Source organism: Peribacillus tepidiphilus, from assembly GCF_009466385.1.
GTDB classification, from domain to species: Bacteria; Bacillota; Bacilli; order Bacillales; family DSM-1321; genus Bacillus_BN; species Bacillus_BN tepidiphilus.
Window position 1 is genome coordinate 103,145 of the sequence record NZ_WIAQ01000024.1, and the last position, 19,312, is coordinate 122,456.

The 19,312-nt window shown below is 39.5% G+C and carries 18 protein-coding genes and 1 riboswitch; of the genes, 16 read left to right on the forward strand and 2 right to left on the reverse strand.

Annotated features, from left to right (window positions below):
- Positions 1-123: 123 nt before the first annotated feature.
- A complete protein-coding gene (locus GD441_RS13025) occupies positions 124-735 on the reverse strand; it encodes a hypothetical protein (RefSeq protein WP_153126866.1) in 612 nt (203 codons plus the stop codon).
- A 576-nt stretch (positions 736-1,311) separates the two neighbouring features.
- On the opposite strand from GD441_RS13025, the gene hflX reads away from it, so the two are divergent.
- Positions 1,312-2,574 carry a GTPase HflX gene (gene hflX, locus GD441_RS13030; RefSeq protein ID WP_153126867.1) on the forward strand — a complete coding sequence of 421 codons (1,263 nt, stop codon included), beginning with the start codon at positions 1,312-1,314 and terminating at the stop codon, positions 2,572-2,574.
- Between the two features lie 149 nt (positions 2,575-2,723).
- Here the strand turns inward: hflX and GD441_RS13035 are convergent, their stop codons facing one another.
- Positions 2,724-3,203, reverse strand: coding sequence for a helix-turn-helix transcriptional regulator (locus GD441_RS13035; RefSeq protein ID WP_153126868.1), 480 nt, complete (start codon positions 3,201-3,203; stop codon positions 2,724-2,726).
- Between the two features lie 168 nt (positions 3,204-3,371).
- Between GD441_RS13035 and GD441_RS13040 the strand changes: the two genes are divergently transcribed.
- From GD441_RS13040 to GD441_RS13115, 15 genes are all read left to right on the forward strand, one after another.
- Entirely contained in the window at positions 3,372-3,809 is a 438-nt protein-coding gene (locus tag GD441_RS13040; protein ID WP_153126869.1) for a DUF4064 domain-containing protein, read from the forward strand.
- Between the two features lie 71 nt (positions 3,810-3,880).
- Positions 3,881-3,988: riboswitch (SAM riboswitch) on the forward strand.
- 88 nt (positions 3,989-4,076) lie between these two features.
- Positions 4,077-4,400, forward strand: coding sequence for a hypothetical protein (locus tag GD441_RS13045; protein WP_153126870.1), 324 nt, complete (start codon positions 4,077-4,079; stop codon positions 4,398-4,400).
- Between the two features lie 73 nt (positions 4,401-4,473).
- Complete coding sequence (locus GD441_RS13050) at positions 4,474-5,037, forward strand: glycerol-3-phosphate responsive antiterminator (protein WP_153126871.1); 564 nt, start codon at positions 4,474-4,476, stop codon at positions 5,035-5,037.
- A gap of 185 nt (positions 5,038-5,222) precedes the next feature.
- A complete protein-coding gene (locus GD441_RS13055; RefSeq protein WP_153126872.1) occupies positions 5,223-6,047 on the forward strand; it encodes an MIP/aquaporin family protein in 825 nt (274 codons plus the stop codon).
- Positions 6,048-6,100: 53 nt separating this feature from the next.
- Positions 6,101-7,591, forward strand: coding sequence for a glycerol kinase GlpK (gene glpK / locus GD441_RS13060; protein WP_153126873.1), 1,491 nt, complete (start codon positions 6,101-6,103; stop codon positions 7,589-7,591).
- A 170-nt stretch (positions 7,592-7,761) separates the two neighbouring features.
- A complete protein-coding gene (locus GD441_RS13065; protein WP_225434232.1) occupies positions 7,762-9,447 on the forward strand; it encodes a glycerol-3-phosphate dehydrogenase/oxidase in 1,686 nt (561 codons plus the stop codon).
- A gap of 690 nt (positions 9,448-10,137) precedes the next feature.
- The gene (locus tag GD441_RS13075; protein WP_153126876.1) at positions 10,138-11,172 is read left to right on the forward strand and encodes a PTS sugar transporter subunit IIC; all 1,035 of its coding nucleotides are present in this window, start codon (positions 10,138-10,140) and stop codon (positions 11,170-11,172) included.
- Positions 11,173-11,202: 30 nt separating this feature from the next.
- A complete protein-coding gene (sdaAB, locus tag GD441_RS13080) occupies positions 11,203-11,865 on the forward strand; it encodes an L-serine ammonia-lyase, iron-sulfur-dependent subunit beta (RefSeq protein WP_153126877.1) in 663 nt (220 codons plus the stop codon).
- Between the two features lie 65 nt (positions 11,866-11,930).
- Positions 11,931-12,809 carry an L-serine ammonia-lyase, iron-sulfur-dependent, subunit alpha gene (gene sdaAA / locus GD441_RS13085; protein WP_153126878.1) on the forward strand — a complete coding sequence of 293 codons (879 nt, stop codon included), beginning with the start codon at positions 11,931-11,933 and terminating at the stop codon, positions 12,807-12,809.
- Positions 12,810-13,280: 471 nt separating this feature from the next.
- A complete protein-coding gene (locus GD441_RS13090; protein ID WP_153126879.1) occupies positions 13,281-14,243 on the forward strand; it encodes a S8 family peptidase in 963 nt (320 codons plus the stop codon).
- Positions 14,244-14,247: 4 nt separating this feature from the next.
- A complete protein-coding gene (locus tag GD441_RS13095) occupies positions 14,248-15,039 on the forward strand; it encodes an endonuclease I family protein (RefSeq protein WP_153126880.1) in 792 nt (263 codons plus the stop codon).
- Positions 15,040-15,268: 229 nt separating this feature from the next.
- Complete coding sequence (locus GD441_RS13100; protein WP_153126881.1) at positions 15,269-16,093, forward strand: M55 family metallopeptidase; 825 nt, start codon at positions 15,269-15,271, stop codon at positions 16,091-16,093.
- 178 nt (positions 16,094-16,271) lie between these two features.
- Entirely contained in the window at positions 16,272-17,204 is a 933-nt protein-coding gene (locus GD441_RS13105) for an ABC transporter permease (protein ID WP_153126882.1), read from the forward strand.
- Positions 17,204-18,157, forward strand: a complete 954-nt coding sequence (locus GD441_RS13110; protein WP_153126883.1) for an ABC transporter permease — start codon at positions 17,204-17,206, stop codon at positions 18,155-18,157. The genes GD441_RS13105 and GD441_RS13110 overlap by 1 nt, the downstream gene beginning before the upstream one ends.
- Positions 18,158-18,161: 4 nt before the next feature.
- Positions 18,162-19,160 (forward strand): ABC transporter ATP-binding protein, encoded by a 999-nt coding sequence (locus GD441_RS13115; RefSeq protein WP_153126884.1) that lies wholly within the window; start codon positions 18,162-18,164, stop codon positions 19,158-19,160.
- Positions 19,161-19,312: the final 152 nt, after the last annotated feature.

The window sequence follows — 19,312 nt, forward strand, 5'->3', positions numbered from 1 at the left end:
GAAGGAAGAATAAAGTTACAAAAAATAAATGGAAATTATTTCTATAATACTTTACGTTTTGCATAAGCTCTATTCAATGAAATAGCCTCAATTCCCTAAGATACAAGGGATTGAGGCATTCATTCATAAACCATTAAAGAAGTATTTCTGTTTGAGTGAATGTAGTTCTTGTTTAATTTCTTTTCGATCAATCTTTAATTGATCGGCGATGTCACAAACCGTTTTACCATCTTTAAGGGATTGTATATGATCTTTTACATTAGTTTGACTTAATTTAGAAATAGTGGATAGTATCACTAAATCTTTAAGAGAAATTTGATCATTTACATAGCCTTGAATCTCTTCAACGGATTGATTGTTATATTGTGCTAAGGATTGTAGGATTTCCTCTTGATGCTCTTTCCAAAATTTAGTGTGTTGGTTTCCTTTTTTATGTAGCTTTTTCACATCCACATTAAAATGGTTGGCTGTCTTTTTCCAAGATTTTTCGTTCTTTTCATAATACGTCAAAATCTCATGAACCGTACTTTTGCTGTATTTTTCAAGTCGGACTGCTTTACAAATCTCAGATTTAGAAAAGCCTTCTTTCGAATACTTCTTTATAACCGTGTCATTACATCTGCTAAAACAATGAGTCTTCTCTTTTGAAGGAGAAGGAGCTGCTTCTGTAGAATGACCGTGAAATCCTACTAATGATAATACAACTATAATTAGGACAAATAACTTTGCTTTCAAAACATACACTCCTTTTTAGCAATACGTTTCGAATATAGTTTGTCCAGAATACAGGAATAAATTAGGGGAAAATGAATTGTATTGTAATTGGGTTCATCTAATTGATTTTGAAGGACTTAAAATGAAGTTATTTAAGGATATTCCAATAAATAGGCTTTTCCGAAAGAATTGTCTTGTTGTAGCGACTTTAGTCATGTGTTACACTTGCTTTATCTAGAATGAACGGAGGGTTTTCGAAATGAAGTTGATGGCAGCAAACTTCCTCTTAGGAAGAATCCGATTAAACACTTTGTGCCGCTAATTGAATAGTGCTCAAGGGACTCTGACTGTGTTCAGGGTGAACGGGATTGGTCTGCCTATTTTGAAAACCATAGAAAAATAGTCAATTCCATAATGAGACAGAAAAACTATAATGCCCATGAGTAAGCATTAGGTTTATTTGCTGTCTAACCGTTAAAAACACTGGAAAATCTGTGTTTTTTTGTTTTTTACTGAACAAAGGTCTAGTCCATATCTGTACACTTTTCATTTGCGGTAGGTATGGAAATCTTAAAGAACATACTGGAGGTACAGCAAATGGAAGTTATAAATGAAAAGGCTATTTTAGCAGGGGTAAATCTTGGTCAAGAGGAAGACTTTGATTACTCTATGGAGGAGCTTGCAAATTTAACAAAGGCATGTAACGTCGAAGTGGTCGGAGTGATCACGCAAAATATGCAAAGAGTGAACCCTTCCCATTATATCGGGACCGGAAAGGTGCAGGAGCTGCTTGCTTTAATTGCTGAGAAAGACGCGAACTTAGTTATTTTTAATGATGAGCTTTCACCTTCGCAAATTCGTAATTTAGAGAAAGATTTAGATTGTAAGGTCATTGATCGAACCGTATTAATTCTCGATATTTTTGCTGAGCGTGCAAAAACACGTGAGGCCCAGCTGCAGGTTCAGGTTGCAGAGCTCCAGTATATGCTGCCAAGATTAATTGGCCTTGGCGCATCTCTTGGTCGCCAAAGCGGCGGTGTCGGAACAAGGAATAAGGGAGCAGGGGAGAAGAAATTAGAGCTCGACCGCAGGAGAATTGAAGAAAAAATTCATATTCTGAACAAAGAATTAGAAACACTTGTAGCGCAGCGTAAAATTCAACGAAAGCTGCGGAAAAAAAACGAAATTCCGGTTGTTTCACTGGTTGGCTACACGAATGCTGGCAAGTCCACGATGATGAATGCGATGCTAGAAATATTTATGCCAGAAAGCGAAAAGCAAGTGTTCGAAAAGGATATGCTGTTTGCAACGCTTGAAACGTCCGTGCGAAAAATACAGCTGCCTGAAAATAAATCCTTTTTATTAACAGATACAGTTGGTTTCGTCAGCAAGCTGCCGCATCATCTTGTCAAAGCATTTCGTTCGACACTTGAAGAGGTAGCGGAATCAGATTTACTCATCCATGTCGTGGATTTTTCCAATCCAGAATATAGAAAAATGATTGATATTACCAATAAAACGCTAGAAGATATCGGCGTAAAAGGCATCCCGATGATTTATGCCTATAATAAGGCGGATCAAACGGATCTAGACATCCCCCTCGTAATGGGCGACACCATCTACCTTTCAGCAAAACAAAAAATGGGTGTTCACGAGCTAACAGACATGATCAAATCGCATCTATTCGCGAATTATGTAGATTGCAAGCTGTTGATTCCTTATGACAAGGGACATATTGTTTCCTATTTGAATGAAGTGGCTCATGTTAAAGCAACAAGCTATGAGGAAAATGGAACGTTGTTGAAAGTTTCCTGCAAGGAATCAGATGCAGAAAAATTTAAACAATATAAGGTAAGATAAGGGAAAGGGCTGCTACTCATTGGCAGCCTTTTCGATGGAGAAAAAAGGTGGTCTACTCGGAGTTCGTTAACGTTTATAATAGTGAGAATTACCTATCATAAGCGTCACAATACATGAGACCACCATAATACCAAAGAATAGAAAGAGCTTCATTTTTTCATATCCCCTGGTTCTTTCATTTCTTCATGCAGCTCTTTCAAACGGATCAAGGCTTCCTTTTGGTCAAAAGAACTGTACCAACGATATTCCTCGTTGTCTAAAATCCGATAATGCTGACTAATGATATTTTGTTGCAACCGAAAATTTCCAAACTGTTGAATGGTCTTCCACCAAACCCTTCCTCCCATGGTCTTTTCTTTTGGAGAACTAATGCTTGTATGGGCAATCGTTTCAATAATTTCAAGAGGATCTCCTCCTAAACAAGCTTGCAGGACCTCACTGTCACGAAACAATGCGCATATCGCTACAACTGTTGTCCAGCCGGCTAATGAACGTCCTTTTTCTACCTGAACCAAAGTTTTTTTGGAAACGCCCAATATCGATGCCATTTTATCTTGGGTGTAATTGTATTCCGTTCGAATGAGCTTCAATTTCGTTGAAATCAAATGGTTAACAAATTCTTGATCCACCATTAACAACTCCTATATCATTATCTATTCAGTTAATTAGTGTAATTTTACACTTTTTTTATATTTTTACAATATATTTTATGGCAAAAAAAACATTTATTTGCATTTTCACCCAAAACAAGTGTAAAAATATAGTGAAGAAACGAAAAAACTTTGAGGAGGAATCTTATGAAACGAACAGCAGAAATCGTGCTAACCGTAATAGGAATCGTGTTAAACGTTATTATGATTGGAATCGGTGCTCTTATAAACTTTGCTTTCAATGATGTCACGTTAAGAAATGAGATGGAAGATGAATTAATGAAAGATCCTACCCTTAGTAATGCGGATGTGGATATTAATATGATTATGGATTTTTTAGGTGGCGTTGGTTGGGGTTTTATCATTATTGTGACAATCAGTACGATCCTTGCCATCATCGCAGCAGTCGTAGTAAGAGGAAATCGGAAGCCAAAATTAGCAGGAGGGTTGCTAATCGGAAGCTCTTTGCTTCTTGGAATTGGTACCATTCTTATTGGTTGGCTGCCGGCTTTACTTTTCTTAATTGCTGGAATTCTATGCTTTGCCCGTCGTCCTAAGGAGCCGGTCGATCATAGTATGTATTAATGCAAAAATTTTAAAGAATTACTTCTTTCTTTTTCAAAAAGAAAATGATACCATATATTTAATTTCATAGTGATTTATCTAGAGTGGACGAGAGAACTGGCTCTTTGACTCCACAGCAACCTGTTCGAAAAAGAATAAGGTGCTCCTACCAGCAAAGCAAGGGCTTTGAATGATAAGAAACGGCGACGCTCCTCTTACTTTCAAAGTGAGAGGAGTTTTTTTCGTTTTCATTGAAAGCTCACCAATCTTTTGAAGGAGTGAGTGTAAATGAATGCAAATGGAATGGCAAGAGGCTACTTAGCGAAAAATATGAATAATGGGGAATTCATTCATTTTGTGTTAGACTGCATTTTAAGACAACTGAAGGAATGGAATCATGATGTACGTTTAGAGAGTTACGAATTAGAAGAATGCTACAAAGTGATCCTAACCATAGAAGGAGCTCCTCAAATGATTCTATTAAGTAAGGTACTTTGCAGACTGAAGCAATCAGAAGGTCCATACGCTCTTGACCGGTATCTGTGGGAAAAGATAAAATCCAATGGGCATGTTCTTCATGAAACCCATTATATTAAAACGGTTCATATATAATGGATGGTACACACTAAATATACTAGTAGGTTTCTTTCACTATTTTACTCATGCAAATAAAGGAGTTTTTAATATGCAAAAAATTTTTCCTGCTTCTAGAAATATGCGAGATTTCGAGAAATTTTTACAGTCTAGCTATGAAGTAGGTGTTTTTCTCGATTTGCATATATCTCAATTAAAAAACGTTCATAGAATGGCGCAGGCGCATTGTAAAAAAATGTTTTATCATATGGACTTGATTCATGGATTAAAAAATGATGATTATGCGACAGAATTTGTATGTCAGGAAATTAAGCCTGCTGGGTTAATTTCAACAAAAGCAAGCGTGATTATGAAAGCGAAGCAAAAGGGTGTTCTTTCTGTCCAAAGAGTATTTCTATTAGATTCTCAAGCATTAGAAAAAAATATGAAAATTGTATCTAAAACACAGCCAGATTTTCTGGAGGTTTTGCCCGGTGCGATGCCATGGATTATTGAAGAAATTAAAGATATGGTAAATATCCCAATTTTAGCTGGAGGGTTTATTCGGACACCGGAAGAGGTAGACAATGCATTAAAAGCAGGAGCTACTGGTATTACCACCTCCAATGTTGATTTATGGAATTATTATGAGGAAAAAGGGATGAAGTCATTGTAATTTTTTACAAAAAAAATATTGACAGCGTTTTCAAAAGTTTTTATACTGTCCTTAAGTTAATATTTTGTGACGGAGATTTGGAGATACACGCAAAAGATCCTTTGGTATTCAAAGAGGTCTATTGTGTGTATCTCTTTTTTCTGTCAATAACGTAAAAAATCTAGTATGAAGAAAGGGGTATTAGGATGACAGCGTTTTGGGGAGAAGTCATCGGGACAATGATTTTGATTTTACTAGGAGGAGGTGTAGTAGCCGGAGCCAGCCTGAAAAAAACGTTCTCAAATGGCGGCGGATGGATTGTCATTACTTTAGCTTGGGGATTGGCAGTTACGATTGCAGTATACGCTGTTGGTAGCTTTAGCGGCGCTCATTTAAATCCTGCTGTAACCATTGCACTTGCTACGATCGGAGATTTCCCTTGGAGTGATGTACCAGCCTATATTGTGGCTCAAATGCTAGGGGCCATGATTGGGGCAGCACTGGTATGGCTTCACTATCTTCCACATTGGAAGGAGACGGATGACCCTGGTACAAAGTTGGGAGTATTTGCAACAGGTCCTGCTATTCCTCACTACTTTTCGAATTTGTTAAGTGAAATGATTGGAGCATTCGTGTTAGTTTTAGGTATTCTATTCATAGGAGCTAATACATTTACAGATGGATTAAATCCAATTGTAGTCGGATTATTAGTTGTAGCAATCGGAATGTCACTAGGTGGTACAACTGGCTATGCTATTAACCCTGCACGTGATTTAGGACCAAGAATTGCCCATTTCATTCTACCGATTGCAGGTAAGGGAAGTTCCAATTGGAGATATGCATGGGTTCCTGTTGTAGGACCGATTTTAGGCGGAGCTCTTGCAGCAGCATTCTACAAAGCCGTATTTATGGGAGAAAATCCTTCTAAGTTTTGGATTGTTCTAGGTGTTTCTGTTGTGGTTTTACTCATCACACAATTAGCAAGCCAAAAGCAAGGTCATGTTGTAAAGAATAAAAAATCAGTGGCATAGATCACAATTTTTTAGACATAAAGTAAGAACAAGGGTTTAGAGGAGGAATTACAATGGAGAAATTTATCTTATCACTTGATCAAGGTACGACTAGTTCAAGAGCGATTATTTTCAATCAAAAAGGGGAAATCGTTCATACAGCTCAAAAAGAGTTTACGCAAATTTTTCCAAAACCAGGCTGGGTTGAGCATAATGCAAATGAAATTTGGGGCAGCATTTTGTCTGTTATTGCAACCGCTTTAACGGAATCTGATATTAAGCCTGAGCAAATAGCAGGTATTGGAATTACAAATCAGCGTGAAACGACTGTCGTTTGGGATAAACACACTGGTAAGCCAGTATACAATGCAATTGTATGGCAATCACGCCAAACAAGCGACATTTGTAATGAACTGAAGGAAAAAGGCTATGATGATGTATTTAGAGATAAAACAGGCTTATTAATTGATGCCTATTTTTCCGGTACAAAGGTAAAATGGATTTTAGACCATGTAGAAGGTGCTCGTGAAAAAGCAGAAAGAGGAGATCTTTTATTCGGTACGATTGACACTTGGTTAATCTGGAAGCTTTCCGGCGGTAAAGTGCATGTAACGGATTATTCGAATGCTTCCCGTACATTAATGTACAACATTTATGATTTAAAATGGGATGATGAATTACTAGAAATCTTGGGTGTTCCAAAGAGCATGCTGCCTGAGGTAAGACCTTCTTCAGAAGTGTATGGTTATACGGTAAAACATCATTTCTTCGGTCAAGAGATTCCGATTGCCGGAGCTGCTGGAGACCAACAAGCTGCATTGTTCGGACAAGCTTGCTTTGAAAGCGGAATGGCGAAAAACACGTATGGTACAGGCTGCTTCATGTTAATGAATACTGGTGAAAAAGCAGTTAAGTCCCAAAATGGTCTTCTTACAACGATTGCTTGGGGAATTAATGGAAGGGTTGAATATGCTCTTGAAGGAAGTATTTTCGTTGCCGGTTCAGCAATCCAATGGCTGCGCGACGGCTTAAGAATGCTAAAGGACGCAAAAGATAGCGAAAGCTATGCGGAAAGAGTGGAATCTACAGATGGTGTATACGTTGTTCCAGCATTCGTCGGTCTGGGTACGCCTTATTGGGACAGTGATGTTAGAGGAGCGGTATTCGGCTTAACGCGCGGTACATCTAAAGAGCATTTCATTCGTGCTACATTAGAATCACTTGCTTATCAAACAAAGGATGTTTTAGGTGCAATGGAAGCAGATTCAGGCATCTCTTTAAAAACATTGCGCGTTGATGGCGGTGCAGTAAAGAACAACTTCTTAATGAAGTTCCAAAGTGACATTTTAGGCGTACCGGTTGAGAGACCTGTTATTAATGAAACAACGGCACTTGGAGCAGCTTATTTAGCTGGAATTGCGGTAGGCTTCTGGAAGGATCAGCAAGAAATCAGTACACAATGGCATCTGGATCAAGAATTCACACCAACAATGGAAGATTCTAAGCGTGATTCTTTATACGATGGCTGGAAAAAGGCTGTGAAGGCAGCAATTGCGTTCAAATAACTTGAGAAACGATCCAGTCTATGGTAAACTTGAATTAAGTTAATAAAGGGTTGGAGAAACGGAGAGACCACTAAGACACGAATCGATTCTATTCGATGACGTGTACTTTGTGGTCTCTTTTTGTCTATTTTTTACTAAAAAAAGGTACATGATACTGGTAGGAGGAATGGATGATGAAATTTTCTAATACAAATCGCAAACAATCCATAAAAAAAATGAAGGACACAGAATATGATCTGTTTATTATTGGTGGTGGTATTACTGGATCAGGAATTGCCCTTGATGCCGTAACGAGAGGAATGAAGGTTGGGTTGGCTGAGATGCAGGATTTTGCTGCGGGGACTTCTAGCCGTTCTACGAAGCTTGTTCACGGTGGGCTGCGCTACTTAAAGCAATTTGAGGTAAAAATGGTTGCAGAAGTTGGAAAAGAACGGGCGATTGTATATGAAAATGGACCACACGTTACAACACCTGAATGGATGCTTCTTCCTTTCCATAAAGGAGGTACTTTTGGAGCTTTTAGTACTTCTATTGGCTTACGGGTGTATGATTTTTTAGCAGGAGTTAAAAAGAAAGAAAGAAGGGTTATGCTTTCTCGAGATGAGGTTTTACAAAAAGAGCCTCTTATTAAAAAAGAAGGATTAAAAGGCGGCGGATATTATGTAGAATATCGCACAGATGACGCTCGCTTGACAATTGAAGTAGCAAAACGAGCTGCTGAATTTGGTGCAGATTTATTGAACTACACGAAGGTCGTCGGATTTACTTATGAAAATGGGAAAGTGAATGGAGTCGAGCTGCAAGATGTTTTAACTGGAGAAAGCTATACAGTGCGTGCCAAAAAGGTAGTGAATGCAGCCGGTCCATGGGTGGATACGCTTCGAGAGAAGGATTCATCCAAAAACGGAAAATCACTTCGCTTAACAAAAGGTGTTCACCTTGTCATTGATCAATCTCGTTTCCCTTTGAAACAGGCGGTATATTTTGATACACCTGACGGCCGTATGGTGTTTGCAATTCCAAGAGACGGTAAGGCATACGTTGGTACAACCGATACATTTTACGAAGAAGATCCCGTGCATCCGACGATGACGTCAGAAGATCGCGAATACATCATTAACAGCATCAATTTTATGTTCCCAGATGCGAAGATTACTGAAAAGGATATTGAATCCAGCTGGGCAGGAGTTCGTCCGCTTATTCATGAAGAAGGTAAAGATCCATCTGAGATTTCACGAAAGGATGAAATTTGGGTTTCTGATTCAGGCTTAATTACGATTGCTGGCGGGAAGCTGACAGGTTACAGAAAAATGGCAGAAACGGTTGTGGACTTGGTTGCTAAACAAATGAAAGAGGAAAACGATAAGGTTTTTGGAGAATGCCAAACAAAGACATTGAAAATTTCAGGAGGAGACGTTGGCGGCTCACAAAATCTCGATGCATTTATTGAAAAGCTTCACAAAGTAGGAGTAGAGCTAGGTCTTACAGTAAAAGAAGCGAAGCAAATGACTCGCATGTATGGTTCAAACATTGGAAAGGTATTTAGTTTGATTAGTAATAATCAAGAAACCATCTTAAAATATGGCTTCTCCAAGGAAGTATTCGGAAAGCTTGCTTATGCAATCGAAGAAGAAATGGTAGCCACTCCGGTCGATTTCTTCTTAAGAAGAACGGGAGCCTTATTATTCAATATTGACTGGGTATTTGAATGGAAGGAAAGCGTGGTTCAGTACATGGCGGATGTATTTAACTGGACGGAAAACGAAAAGAAAAAATATATCGATGAATTAGAAAAAGAACTGCTCGACGCTCAAGTACCTGTTGATTTACAAGATAAGGCCCGAACGGCTGTATAATTAGTGAACGCTCGCTATATAGCGGGCGTTCTGTCTTTTTGTAAACTGTGTCATGGTCCCGCCTCTGGTGCGTATAATCATTGGGGTAACTCCGCTCCTCGCATTAGTTCGTTCCTTATGAATGGCTGATATTTTGTTTCCAACGTCCGATATATCGAGTTGATGACCGATATATCAAGTTGATGACCGATATATTGGATCTGACGACCGATATATCGAGTTGATGACCGATATATTGGATTTGACGGCCGATATCTTGCCCTGACGACCGATATCTTGACGCTGACGACCGATATCCTGACGCTGATGACCGATATTTTGTACCTGATGTTCGAAATTTTGGCTAAACAGACGGAAATATTATACAAACTGGCTAAAATAAAAAACAAAATCGTATATATAAGAAAAATGATGGGTCAAAAGTGTTGATCAACAACCTTATGATTTGGCCTAAATTCCTTCTCTGTCTTAGTGACCGTTCTTAGGATACATTCACTACCTTTTTTATTATTAAAATTATATAAATATACTAAAATATCAGAGTTTTAGAACTTCACAGTTTTGTCACAAATTAAACGAAATCTATGATATTATAAAGTCGCATAATGAAAAGGCTTTCAAAAATACATAGAAGAAGTTATTTTAAAAAAATCATTTGAAAGCACCAAAACATCTAGAGGAGAGATTCTGATGGAAATTTTAAAGGGGACAGCTTTATTACTACTCGTGCTTGGACTATTTACTTTATTCAGCTATAAGGCGCCTAAAGGAATGAAAGCAATGGGCGCGCTTGCAAATGCGGCTGTTGCAGCTTTCCTTGTTGAGGCTTTTCAACGTTTTGTTGGTGGGGATTTATTAAAGATTGAATTTTTAGGTGAAGTAGGGGATGCTGCTGGAAGTATGGGAGGTGTAGCAGCAGCTGCTCTCGTTGCACTTGCTGTGGGTGTGTCCCCAGTTTATGCATTGCTTCTTGGTGTTTCTTGTGCAGGCTTAGGATTATTACCAGGATTTTTCGCTGGATATGCCGTTGCGTTTCTTGTTAAAGTCATTGAGAAAAAAGTACCTGCTGGACTTGATTTAATTGTTACTATTATTGTTGCGGCACCACTTGTGCGTTTGATCGCAGAAATGATTACACCAGTTGTGAAAGCAACGCTATTAAATATTGGTGGTATTATTACACAAACAGCGAACAGTAATCCAATTATTATGGGAATTATCCTAGGTGGAGTCATTACGGTTGTTGCCACAGCTCCTCTTAGCTCTATGGCATTAACAGCTATGTTAGGATTAACAGGACTACCTATGGCAATTGGAGCTCTTTCAGTATTTGGTTCTTCTTTTATGAACTATGTACTTTTCGATCGTATGAAGTTCGGTGACCGAAGAACAACCATTGCAGTTGCCATTGAACCATTAACGCAAGCAGATATTATCTCTGCAAATCCAATTCCGGTTTATGTGACAAATTTTTTCGGTGGTGCAGCAGCGGGGGTTGCTGTTGCTATGGCAGGTCTTATTAATAATGCAACAGGAACAGCTACGCCTATCGCTGGATTAGCTGTTATGTATGGATTTAATGATCCGGTCAAAGTAACAATTGTTGCCGGGATTTGTGCACTATTAGGGGCAACAGCAGGCTATATTGGTTCCATTGTCTTTAAAAACTTTAAAATAAGAACAGTCGATCAAATTCGCGTAGAGACAGAGAAGACAGCAGCGTAATGGAACTGTACAAAAAAAGGAGCTAGTATAATGAAGTACAGATCAGCATTTGATATTATAGGACCTGTTATGATTGGTCCATCCAGCTCACATACAGCGGGGGCAGCAAGAATTGGTAGAGTTGCTCGGACCTTATTTGGAGCTCTTCCAAAAAGAGCGGTCATTTCGTTTTATGGTTCTTTTGCGAAAACGTATAAAGGACACGGAACGGATGTCGCTGTTGTGGGCGGATTGTTAGATTTTGATACGTTTGATCAACGGATCCCACGTTCTTTAAAATTGGCTGAAGAAGCCGGAATGGAAGTGGAGTTTTTAGTAGAAGAATCTATTACGGAACATCCGAATACAGTGAAAATTCAGCTATCTGATGGTCAGAAAGAATTGGAGTTGGTCGGTATTTCAATTGGCGGTGGAACGATTGAAATTACAGAGCTGAACTCTTTTAAACTTAAATTATCTGGAGCGAATCCAGCTATATTAGTTGTTCATCATGATCAATTCGGTTTAATATCAGCCGTTACGACCGTTCTTTCCAAATACCAAATTAATATTGGTCATATGGAGGTTTCTCGTAAAGAAAAAGGTCAGATGGCTTTAATGGTTATTGAAGTCGACCAAAAAATTGAAGATCACGTGATTCAAGAGCTAGAAGCTCTACCGCACGTAACGCAAATTATTAGAATGGTAGAGTAGATGCCTTTCACAAACAACATGTGACTACAACTAGAATCTTGTGCAAGGCAGTAAGGAGGAAACAAATGTTTCGAAATGTTGCAGAGCTTGTAGAGCTTGCTGAAAGTAAAGGAGTAAAAATTGCTGAAATTATGATTCAGCAAGAAATGGAAGTCTCCGGTCTTTCAAGAGAAAAAATCATAGAAAAAATGGAATTTAATTTAAAAATCATGGAGGAAGCTGTAGAACGCGGGTTAAAAGGTGTTCAATCGGTCACCGGATTAACGGGCGGAGATGCTGTTCTACTCCAAAAATATATCCAATCGGGTAAAGCGTTAAGTGGCAATCTTATTTTAGATGCAGTTAGTAAGGCGGTAGCAACGAATGAAGTAAATGCCGCTATGGGGACAATCTGTGCAACACCTACAGCTGGATCTGCTGGTGTCGTTCCAGGCACATTATTTGCCGTTAAAGAAAAACTAAATCCTACTAGACTCGAAATGATCGAATTTTTATTCACGGCTGCTGCATTCGGATTTGTTGTGGCAAACAATGCATCAATTTCTGGAGCAGCTGGCGGATGTCAAGCTGAGGTTGGTTCTGCTAGTGGTATGGCGGCTGCAGCTATCGTTGAAATGGCAGGGGGAACACCAAACCAAGCTGCAGAAGCGATGGCGATCACGTTAAAGAATATGCTCGGACTTGTGTGCGATCCAGTGGCGGGGCTTGTTGAAGTGCCCTGCGTGAAACGAAACGCGATGGGTGCCGCGAATGCAATGGTCGCAGCCGATATGGCACTTGCTGGAGTTAAGAGCCGCATCCCTTGTGATGAGGTCATTGACGCCATGTACCGAATTGGACAAACTATGCCAGTTGCCCTCCGCGAAACAGCAGAAGGCGGACTAGCAGCAACTCCAACTGGAAGAATGCTAGAAGCAAAAATCTTCGGTGTGAAAACGTCATAATAGAAATTTCGCTCGCAGCTGAAATACGGTTGCGAGTTTTTTTATGGAAATAGGGCAAACCTTTTTGAATCCATTTGGAGTATATGGATAGAGTGGCAAGTAATTTTGGGAAGTCGGCGAGTATTTTGCCAAAACCGGTGAGTATTTCCTGAAATTTGGCGAGTATTTTGCCAAAACCGGCGAGAAAATTCATAAAATCCGCGATTATTATTTTCACTTACCTTGAGAGATACCAGCAGTCAGTGAAAAGTTTGATTCGCTGGTAAAAACCTAGTGGATTGAATTTAGTTTTGAAATAACACTTGGAAAAAGCTGCGAATTAATAAAGTATTCACATCATTTACCAGTCCATCCGCCCTACAACCCCTTTCTATAAAACAAGTCTATAGTAACTGTCAAAAAATACATAAAATTGTTAGAATTTTCTTAACAACATAGACCAGCTTGAAAAATCTATTAGGAGGGAAAAGTATGGAACATCTTGTTTCTTTAATCCCGTACAAAGTAGTAGAGCAGCTGGAAGAGGTAAGTGAGATTCCGATGGGAGTTGAGTTAATCCAAGCTCCATCCATTTGGGAGAAGACAAAAGGAAAAGGCATTACGATTGCTGTGTTAGACACAGGCTGTGATGTTGAGCATCCAGATTTGAAGGAACGCATTATCGGCGGTCGGAATTTTACCAAGGATGATGGGGGAAAACCTGATATTTTCAAGGATTATAATGGACATGGAACACATGTTGCAGGAACCATCGCCGCATCATTGAATCAAAAAGGTGTTGTTGGTGTTGCGCCTGAAGCAAATCTAATGATTTTGAAAGTACTTGGTAGAAATGGTTCTGGGCGTTATGAGTGGATCATCCAGGGTATATCTTATGCCATCGAGCAAAAAGTAGACATTATCTCCATGTCGCTAGGAGGCCCTCAGGATGTAAAGGAGCTTCATCAAGCTATAAAAGCAGCTGTTCAAAATGGAATATTAGTAGTTTGTGCAGCCGGAAATGAAGGTGATGGTGAGCATCGTACAGATGAATATGCTTATCCAGGCTCTTACAATGAAGTCATTAGTGTCGGAGCAGTAAATTTAGAACGTAGATCTTCTCCTTTTACCAATTCAAACAATCAGATTGACGTTGTTGCACCAGGAGAACAAATTCTTTCTACTTATTTAAATGGAACGTATGCAAAGCTGAGTGGGACATCGATGGCGACCCCACATGTTGCGGGTGCTCTTGCGCTCATTAAAGACCTTACTCAGAAAGAATTTGAACGAGACCTAACGGAACCAGAGCTTTATGCACAATTAATAAAAAGAACCGTACCGCTAGGACACTCACCTAAATTAGAAGGGAATGGCCTGGTTTATTTAACATTACTTGACCATATTTCTGAAGTGTTTAACCAAGAAGTCAGAATCCAATTGCTTCGAGTGTAATACTATGGAAGTAAATGAATGGAGTGCTTATGATTTATCATTGCAGCAGTCTCGACCATACTATGACCAATCATTAGATCAAAAGTATCGAGCGGAGTACTATGCAGGAATATCTTTTCAGTTAAAAGAGCTTCATTGGCTAGTTAGTCAAACACACCGGAACCAATTAAACTATGAACCGTATAAATACGTGTATCCTTGGGTAGATCTTCAAGAAGATGGAAAGCTAAAAAGTCTTTATTCAGGTAATAGAATGGAGCCCCTAGAGGCAATTGAGCAGGATTTGCAAGTCTTAACAACAGCTAATGAGAAAAACTTTTTATTTAACTGCGAGCACGTCGTTCCACAATCATGGTTTGATAAAAAACAGCCTATGAGAGGCGATCTTCATCATCTCTTTGCTTGTGAGCCAACCTGTAACAGCAGGCGCAGCAATTTTCCCTATACCGATTTTTTAAACTATACACCAGAAATAAGTGGGCAAACGATTCATTCTAGCTGTGGAAAAGTAGAAGGCGAACAATTTGAGCCTGAATACGGAAAAGGAGTAGTGGCAAGAGCGACACTTTATTTTCTTATTAGGTATGATCCAATCATAGATGAAAGCTGGGAAGGTAAAATCAATCTTTCATTATTACTAGAGTGGAATAAAAAATTCCCGGTAACACTTTATGAAAAACACCGTAATCTGGCTATTCATGAATTACAGGGAAACCGGAATCCATTTATTGATTTTCCGGATTTAGCATCTGATACGATATTTTCGTATTTTGAGAATAATATTTTATTCTCATAATAAAAACTGAATCATAAAAGAAGCGAATTTCTGTGAGTACTATAGAAATTCGCTTTTATATTTGATGAAAATCGTTCTAACTCTTTTTAGCCCTTATTATTAAACAGATAGCCAATCAAAATGACTGTATTAATACATGATGGTTTTTTTGTGTTGAAAATAATAGTAGTATAATTTATAATTTTAAGAAAATTATTAACTGTTACTCTATTAAAAAGGAGGGAAGTATATGAAATTGTATCTATCTGTTGACATGGAAGGTATAACGGGATTAATTGATGAAACCCAAGTCAACTCATCCAGACATAATTATGAGAGAAGCCGGATGATTATGACGGATGAAGCAAACCACATCATTACGACAGCGTTTGATTACGGATGTAAAGAAGTGATTGTGAATGATAGCCATTCAAAAATGAATAACCTTTTAATTGAAAGACTCCACCCTGAAACACAGCTTATTACTGGAGATGTAAAGCCTTTTTCGATGGTCCAGGGTCTAGATTCTAGCTTTGATGGAGCCATCTTTGTGGGCTATCATGCAAGAGCTTCGCAAAAAGGCGTCATGAGCCACTCGATGATTTTTGGTGTCCGGAATTTTTACATAAATGATGTTGTAGTTGGAGAGCTTGGATTTAATGCGTATGTTGCCGGGTATTACGGAGTTCCTGTCATTATGGTTGCCGGAGACGATTGTGCGGCACATGAAGCTGAACAATTGATTCCAAATGTCACCACAGCAATCGTGAAGGAATCGATTTCCCGCTCGGCTGCTAAGTCTCTTACACCGGCAAAAGCGGGAGAGCTTCTTCGTGAAAAAACGTTCGAGGCTTTAAAAAATAAGAATCAAGTGAAGCCGCTTGTTCCGCCAGATGCACCGATTCTTCGAATTGAATTTGCCAACTACGGTCAAGCAGAGTGGGCTCATTTAATGCCTGGGACTGAAATTGAACCGGGTACAACCACTGTTCGATTCCAAGCAAAGAATATTCTAGAAGCCTATCAGGCCATGATCGTAATGACAGAGCTTGCTATGAAAACGACCTTTTGCTAAGAACGAATCTTCTACGGAACTAACGAGATTTAATTTTAAAAAAGGACGGTCCGTAGTATCGAGGTTTGAAAGAAGCAGAATGACCATTCGACAGGAATGAGTACTAGAAAAGGACAATATAGGGAAATAACTCGGTTTTGTTTTTCCGTCTAAAAACTTCTATAGGAAGTGTCACTACATGAAAACATATCTTTTTAAACGAATTTTTTCCATGTTTGTTACGTTGTGGCTGATCGTAACGCTCACTTTCTTTCTAATGCATTTGATTCCAGGTTCTCCTTTCAATGAGGAAAGGGCTACGAGTGAAGCGGTCCAAAAAAACCTAGAAGCCTATTATGGTCTGGATCAACCGTTATTGGTGCAGTATGGAATGTACGTAAAATCGTTACTTACATTAGATTTAGGACCTTCCATCAAAAAGTCGTCCCAAACCGTAAATGAAATGCTCGGCAGGGGTTTTCCGATTTCGTTTGAGCTTGGAATGGTGACCCTTACAGTTGCTGTGATTTCGGGAATATTATTAGGGGTGGTAGCAGCCTTGCGTCATAATGGGCTCATCGATTACTTAGCCATGACTTTTGCTGTTCTTGGTATTTCAGTGCCAAGCTTTGTAATGGCCACACTTCTGATCCAGCAATTAGCGGTCAATTGGCCTCTTTTCCCAGTAGCTACTTGGGCAAGTCCGAAACATATGGTATTGCCAACACTGGCACTTGCAACCGGACCAATGGCGATTATTGCCCGCTTAACTCGCACAAGTATGCTGGAAGTATTGACTCAAGACTATATACGAACAGCAAAAGCAAAAGGATTATCTCCTTTCAAAATCGTTTTTAAACATGCACTAAGAAATGCACTGCTCCCCGTTATTACAGTATTAGGAACATTGGCAGCAGGGATTCTGACGGGTACCTTTGTCATTGAAAAAATCTTCGCGATTCCAGGAATGGGTAAGTATTTCGTTGAGAGTATTAATCAGCGAGATTATCCGGTTATCATGGGAACGACTGTTTTTTATGGGGCTGTTCTGATTGTCATGTTATTTCTTGTAGATATTGCGTACGGTATTTTAGATCCTCGTATTAAGCTGAGCAAAAAGGAGGGAAGATGATGGAGCTAAGAGAACAGCAAGATCATCGCATAGCTTCTGATATTCCCAATGAATGGTTCAGGCCAAAGGAAAGGGACCTGGCCGAAGCGGAAGCAGTTGTAAGGCCAAGTCTTTCTTTCTGGAAGGATGCATGGCGTAGACTATTAAAGAATAAGCTGGCGATGCTTGGATTGATATTCTTGGTTTTTCTTACCATTATGGCTATATTTGGCCCTATGCTGTCTCCTTATTCGGTAGATAGAGGAGTTCTTTCTGAACAAAATCTACCTCCTTCAGCTGAGCATTGGTTTGGTACGGATAATTTGGGAAGAGATGTTTTCACTCGGACTTGGTATGGTGCAAGGATTTCCTTATTTGTAGGGGTTGTTGCAGCTCTTATCGATTTTTTGATTGGCGTCATTTATGGTGGGATTGCAGGCTATAAAGGTGGAAGAGTTGATCATTACATGATGAGAGTGATCGAGATCTTATACGGTCTACCATATTTATTGGTGGTTATTTTACTAATGGTTGTAATGGGACCAGGACTTTCTACCATTATCGTTGCGTTGACCGTAACCGGATGGCTCGGCATGGCCCGAATTGTTCGAGGACAAGTGATGCAAATTAAAAATTATGAATTTATTCTAGCATCGAAAACGTTTGGGACAAAAACACCTCGTATTCTAGTAAAAAACTTACTTCCTAATACAATGGGACCGATCATTGTCCAAATGACCTTGACCGTTCCTTCTGCAATCTTTGCTGAAGCGTTCTTGAGCTTCCTTGGTTTGGGAATCCAAGCTCCCTTTGCATCTTGGGGAGTTATGGCAAATGAGGGACTGCCTACCATCCTATCTGGGCATTGGTGGCGCCTATTTTTTCCAGCATTATTTATTTCTCTGACCATGTTTTCCTTTAACGTAGTCGGTGATGGTTTACAGGATGCGCTCGATCCGAAATTAAGGAGGTAGGATGATGGAAAAAGTACTGCAGGTAGAGAACCTCCATGTTTCTTTTACCACATATGGTGGGGAAGTAAAAGCAGTTCGTGGTGTAACTTTTGACTTACATAAAGGTGAAACATTAGCCATTGTTGGGGAATCTGGATGCGGGAAAAGTGTCACCTCCCAGAGCATTATGAGGCTGATTCCAACGCCTCCTGGAAAAATTACAAATGGTTCCATTCTTTTTAAAGGGAAGGATTTGACGAGGCTATCCGACAAAGAAATGCGAAGCATCCGAGGTGCCGATATTTCAATGATCTTCCAAGATCCGATGACTGCCCTAAATCCAACGCTGACCATTGGAGATCAGCTTACAGAAGGACTTATTCAGCACCAAAATATTTCCAAGGAAGAAGCGAAGAAAATGGCTCTTTCTATGCTTGAACTTGTTGGAATTCCCAGCCCTGAAACTCGTTTAAAGCAATATCCTCATCAATTCAGCGGAGGCATGCGCCAAAGAATCGTGATTGCAATGGCGCTTGTATGCCAGCCAGAGGTTTTAATAGCAGACGAACCGACGACAGCATTGGATGTAACGATTCAAGCCCAAATTTTGGAGTTGTTTAAGGATATCCAAAAGAAAACAGGGGTTTCCATTATCTTAATTACACATGATTTAGGTGTAGTGGCCCAGGTAGCGGATCGAATTGCCGTTATGTATGCCGGGAAAATCGTGGAAATAGGAAATAGGCGGGAGATATTTTATAATCCCCAGCATCCATACACGAAAGGGCTTCTCAATTCAGTCCCGAGATTGGATATGGATGGCGATGATTTAATACCAATTCCCGGTTCACCGCCGGACTTATTTTCCCCTCCAAAGGGTTGCCCGTTTTCAGCCCGCTGTGCTTACGCCATGGAGGTTTGTGATCATGTTTATCCATATAAAACAAAACTTACGAAGAATCATTCTGTAGATTGTTGGCTACAGGATGAGCGAGCGAAAAGAATGCTGGCATCAATGAAATAACACATAGATGACAAATAAGGTAGTGTCAAAAGTTCTATGAAAAACTAGTTCTAGGCATCTCCGCCAGGATTTCAGGAATAGCCAAGTCCGCAATCGCTCTTGACAAACAGTCGAAAAAGGTTGCGATACGGCCATCAAGGGCGAAGGGAACA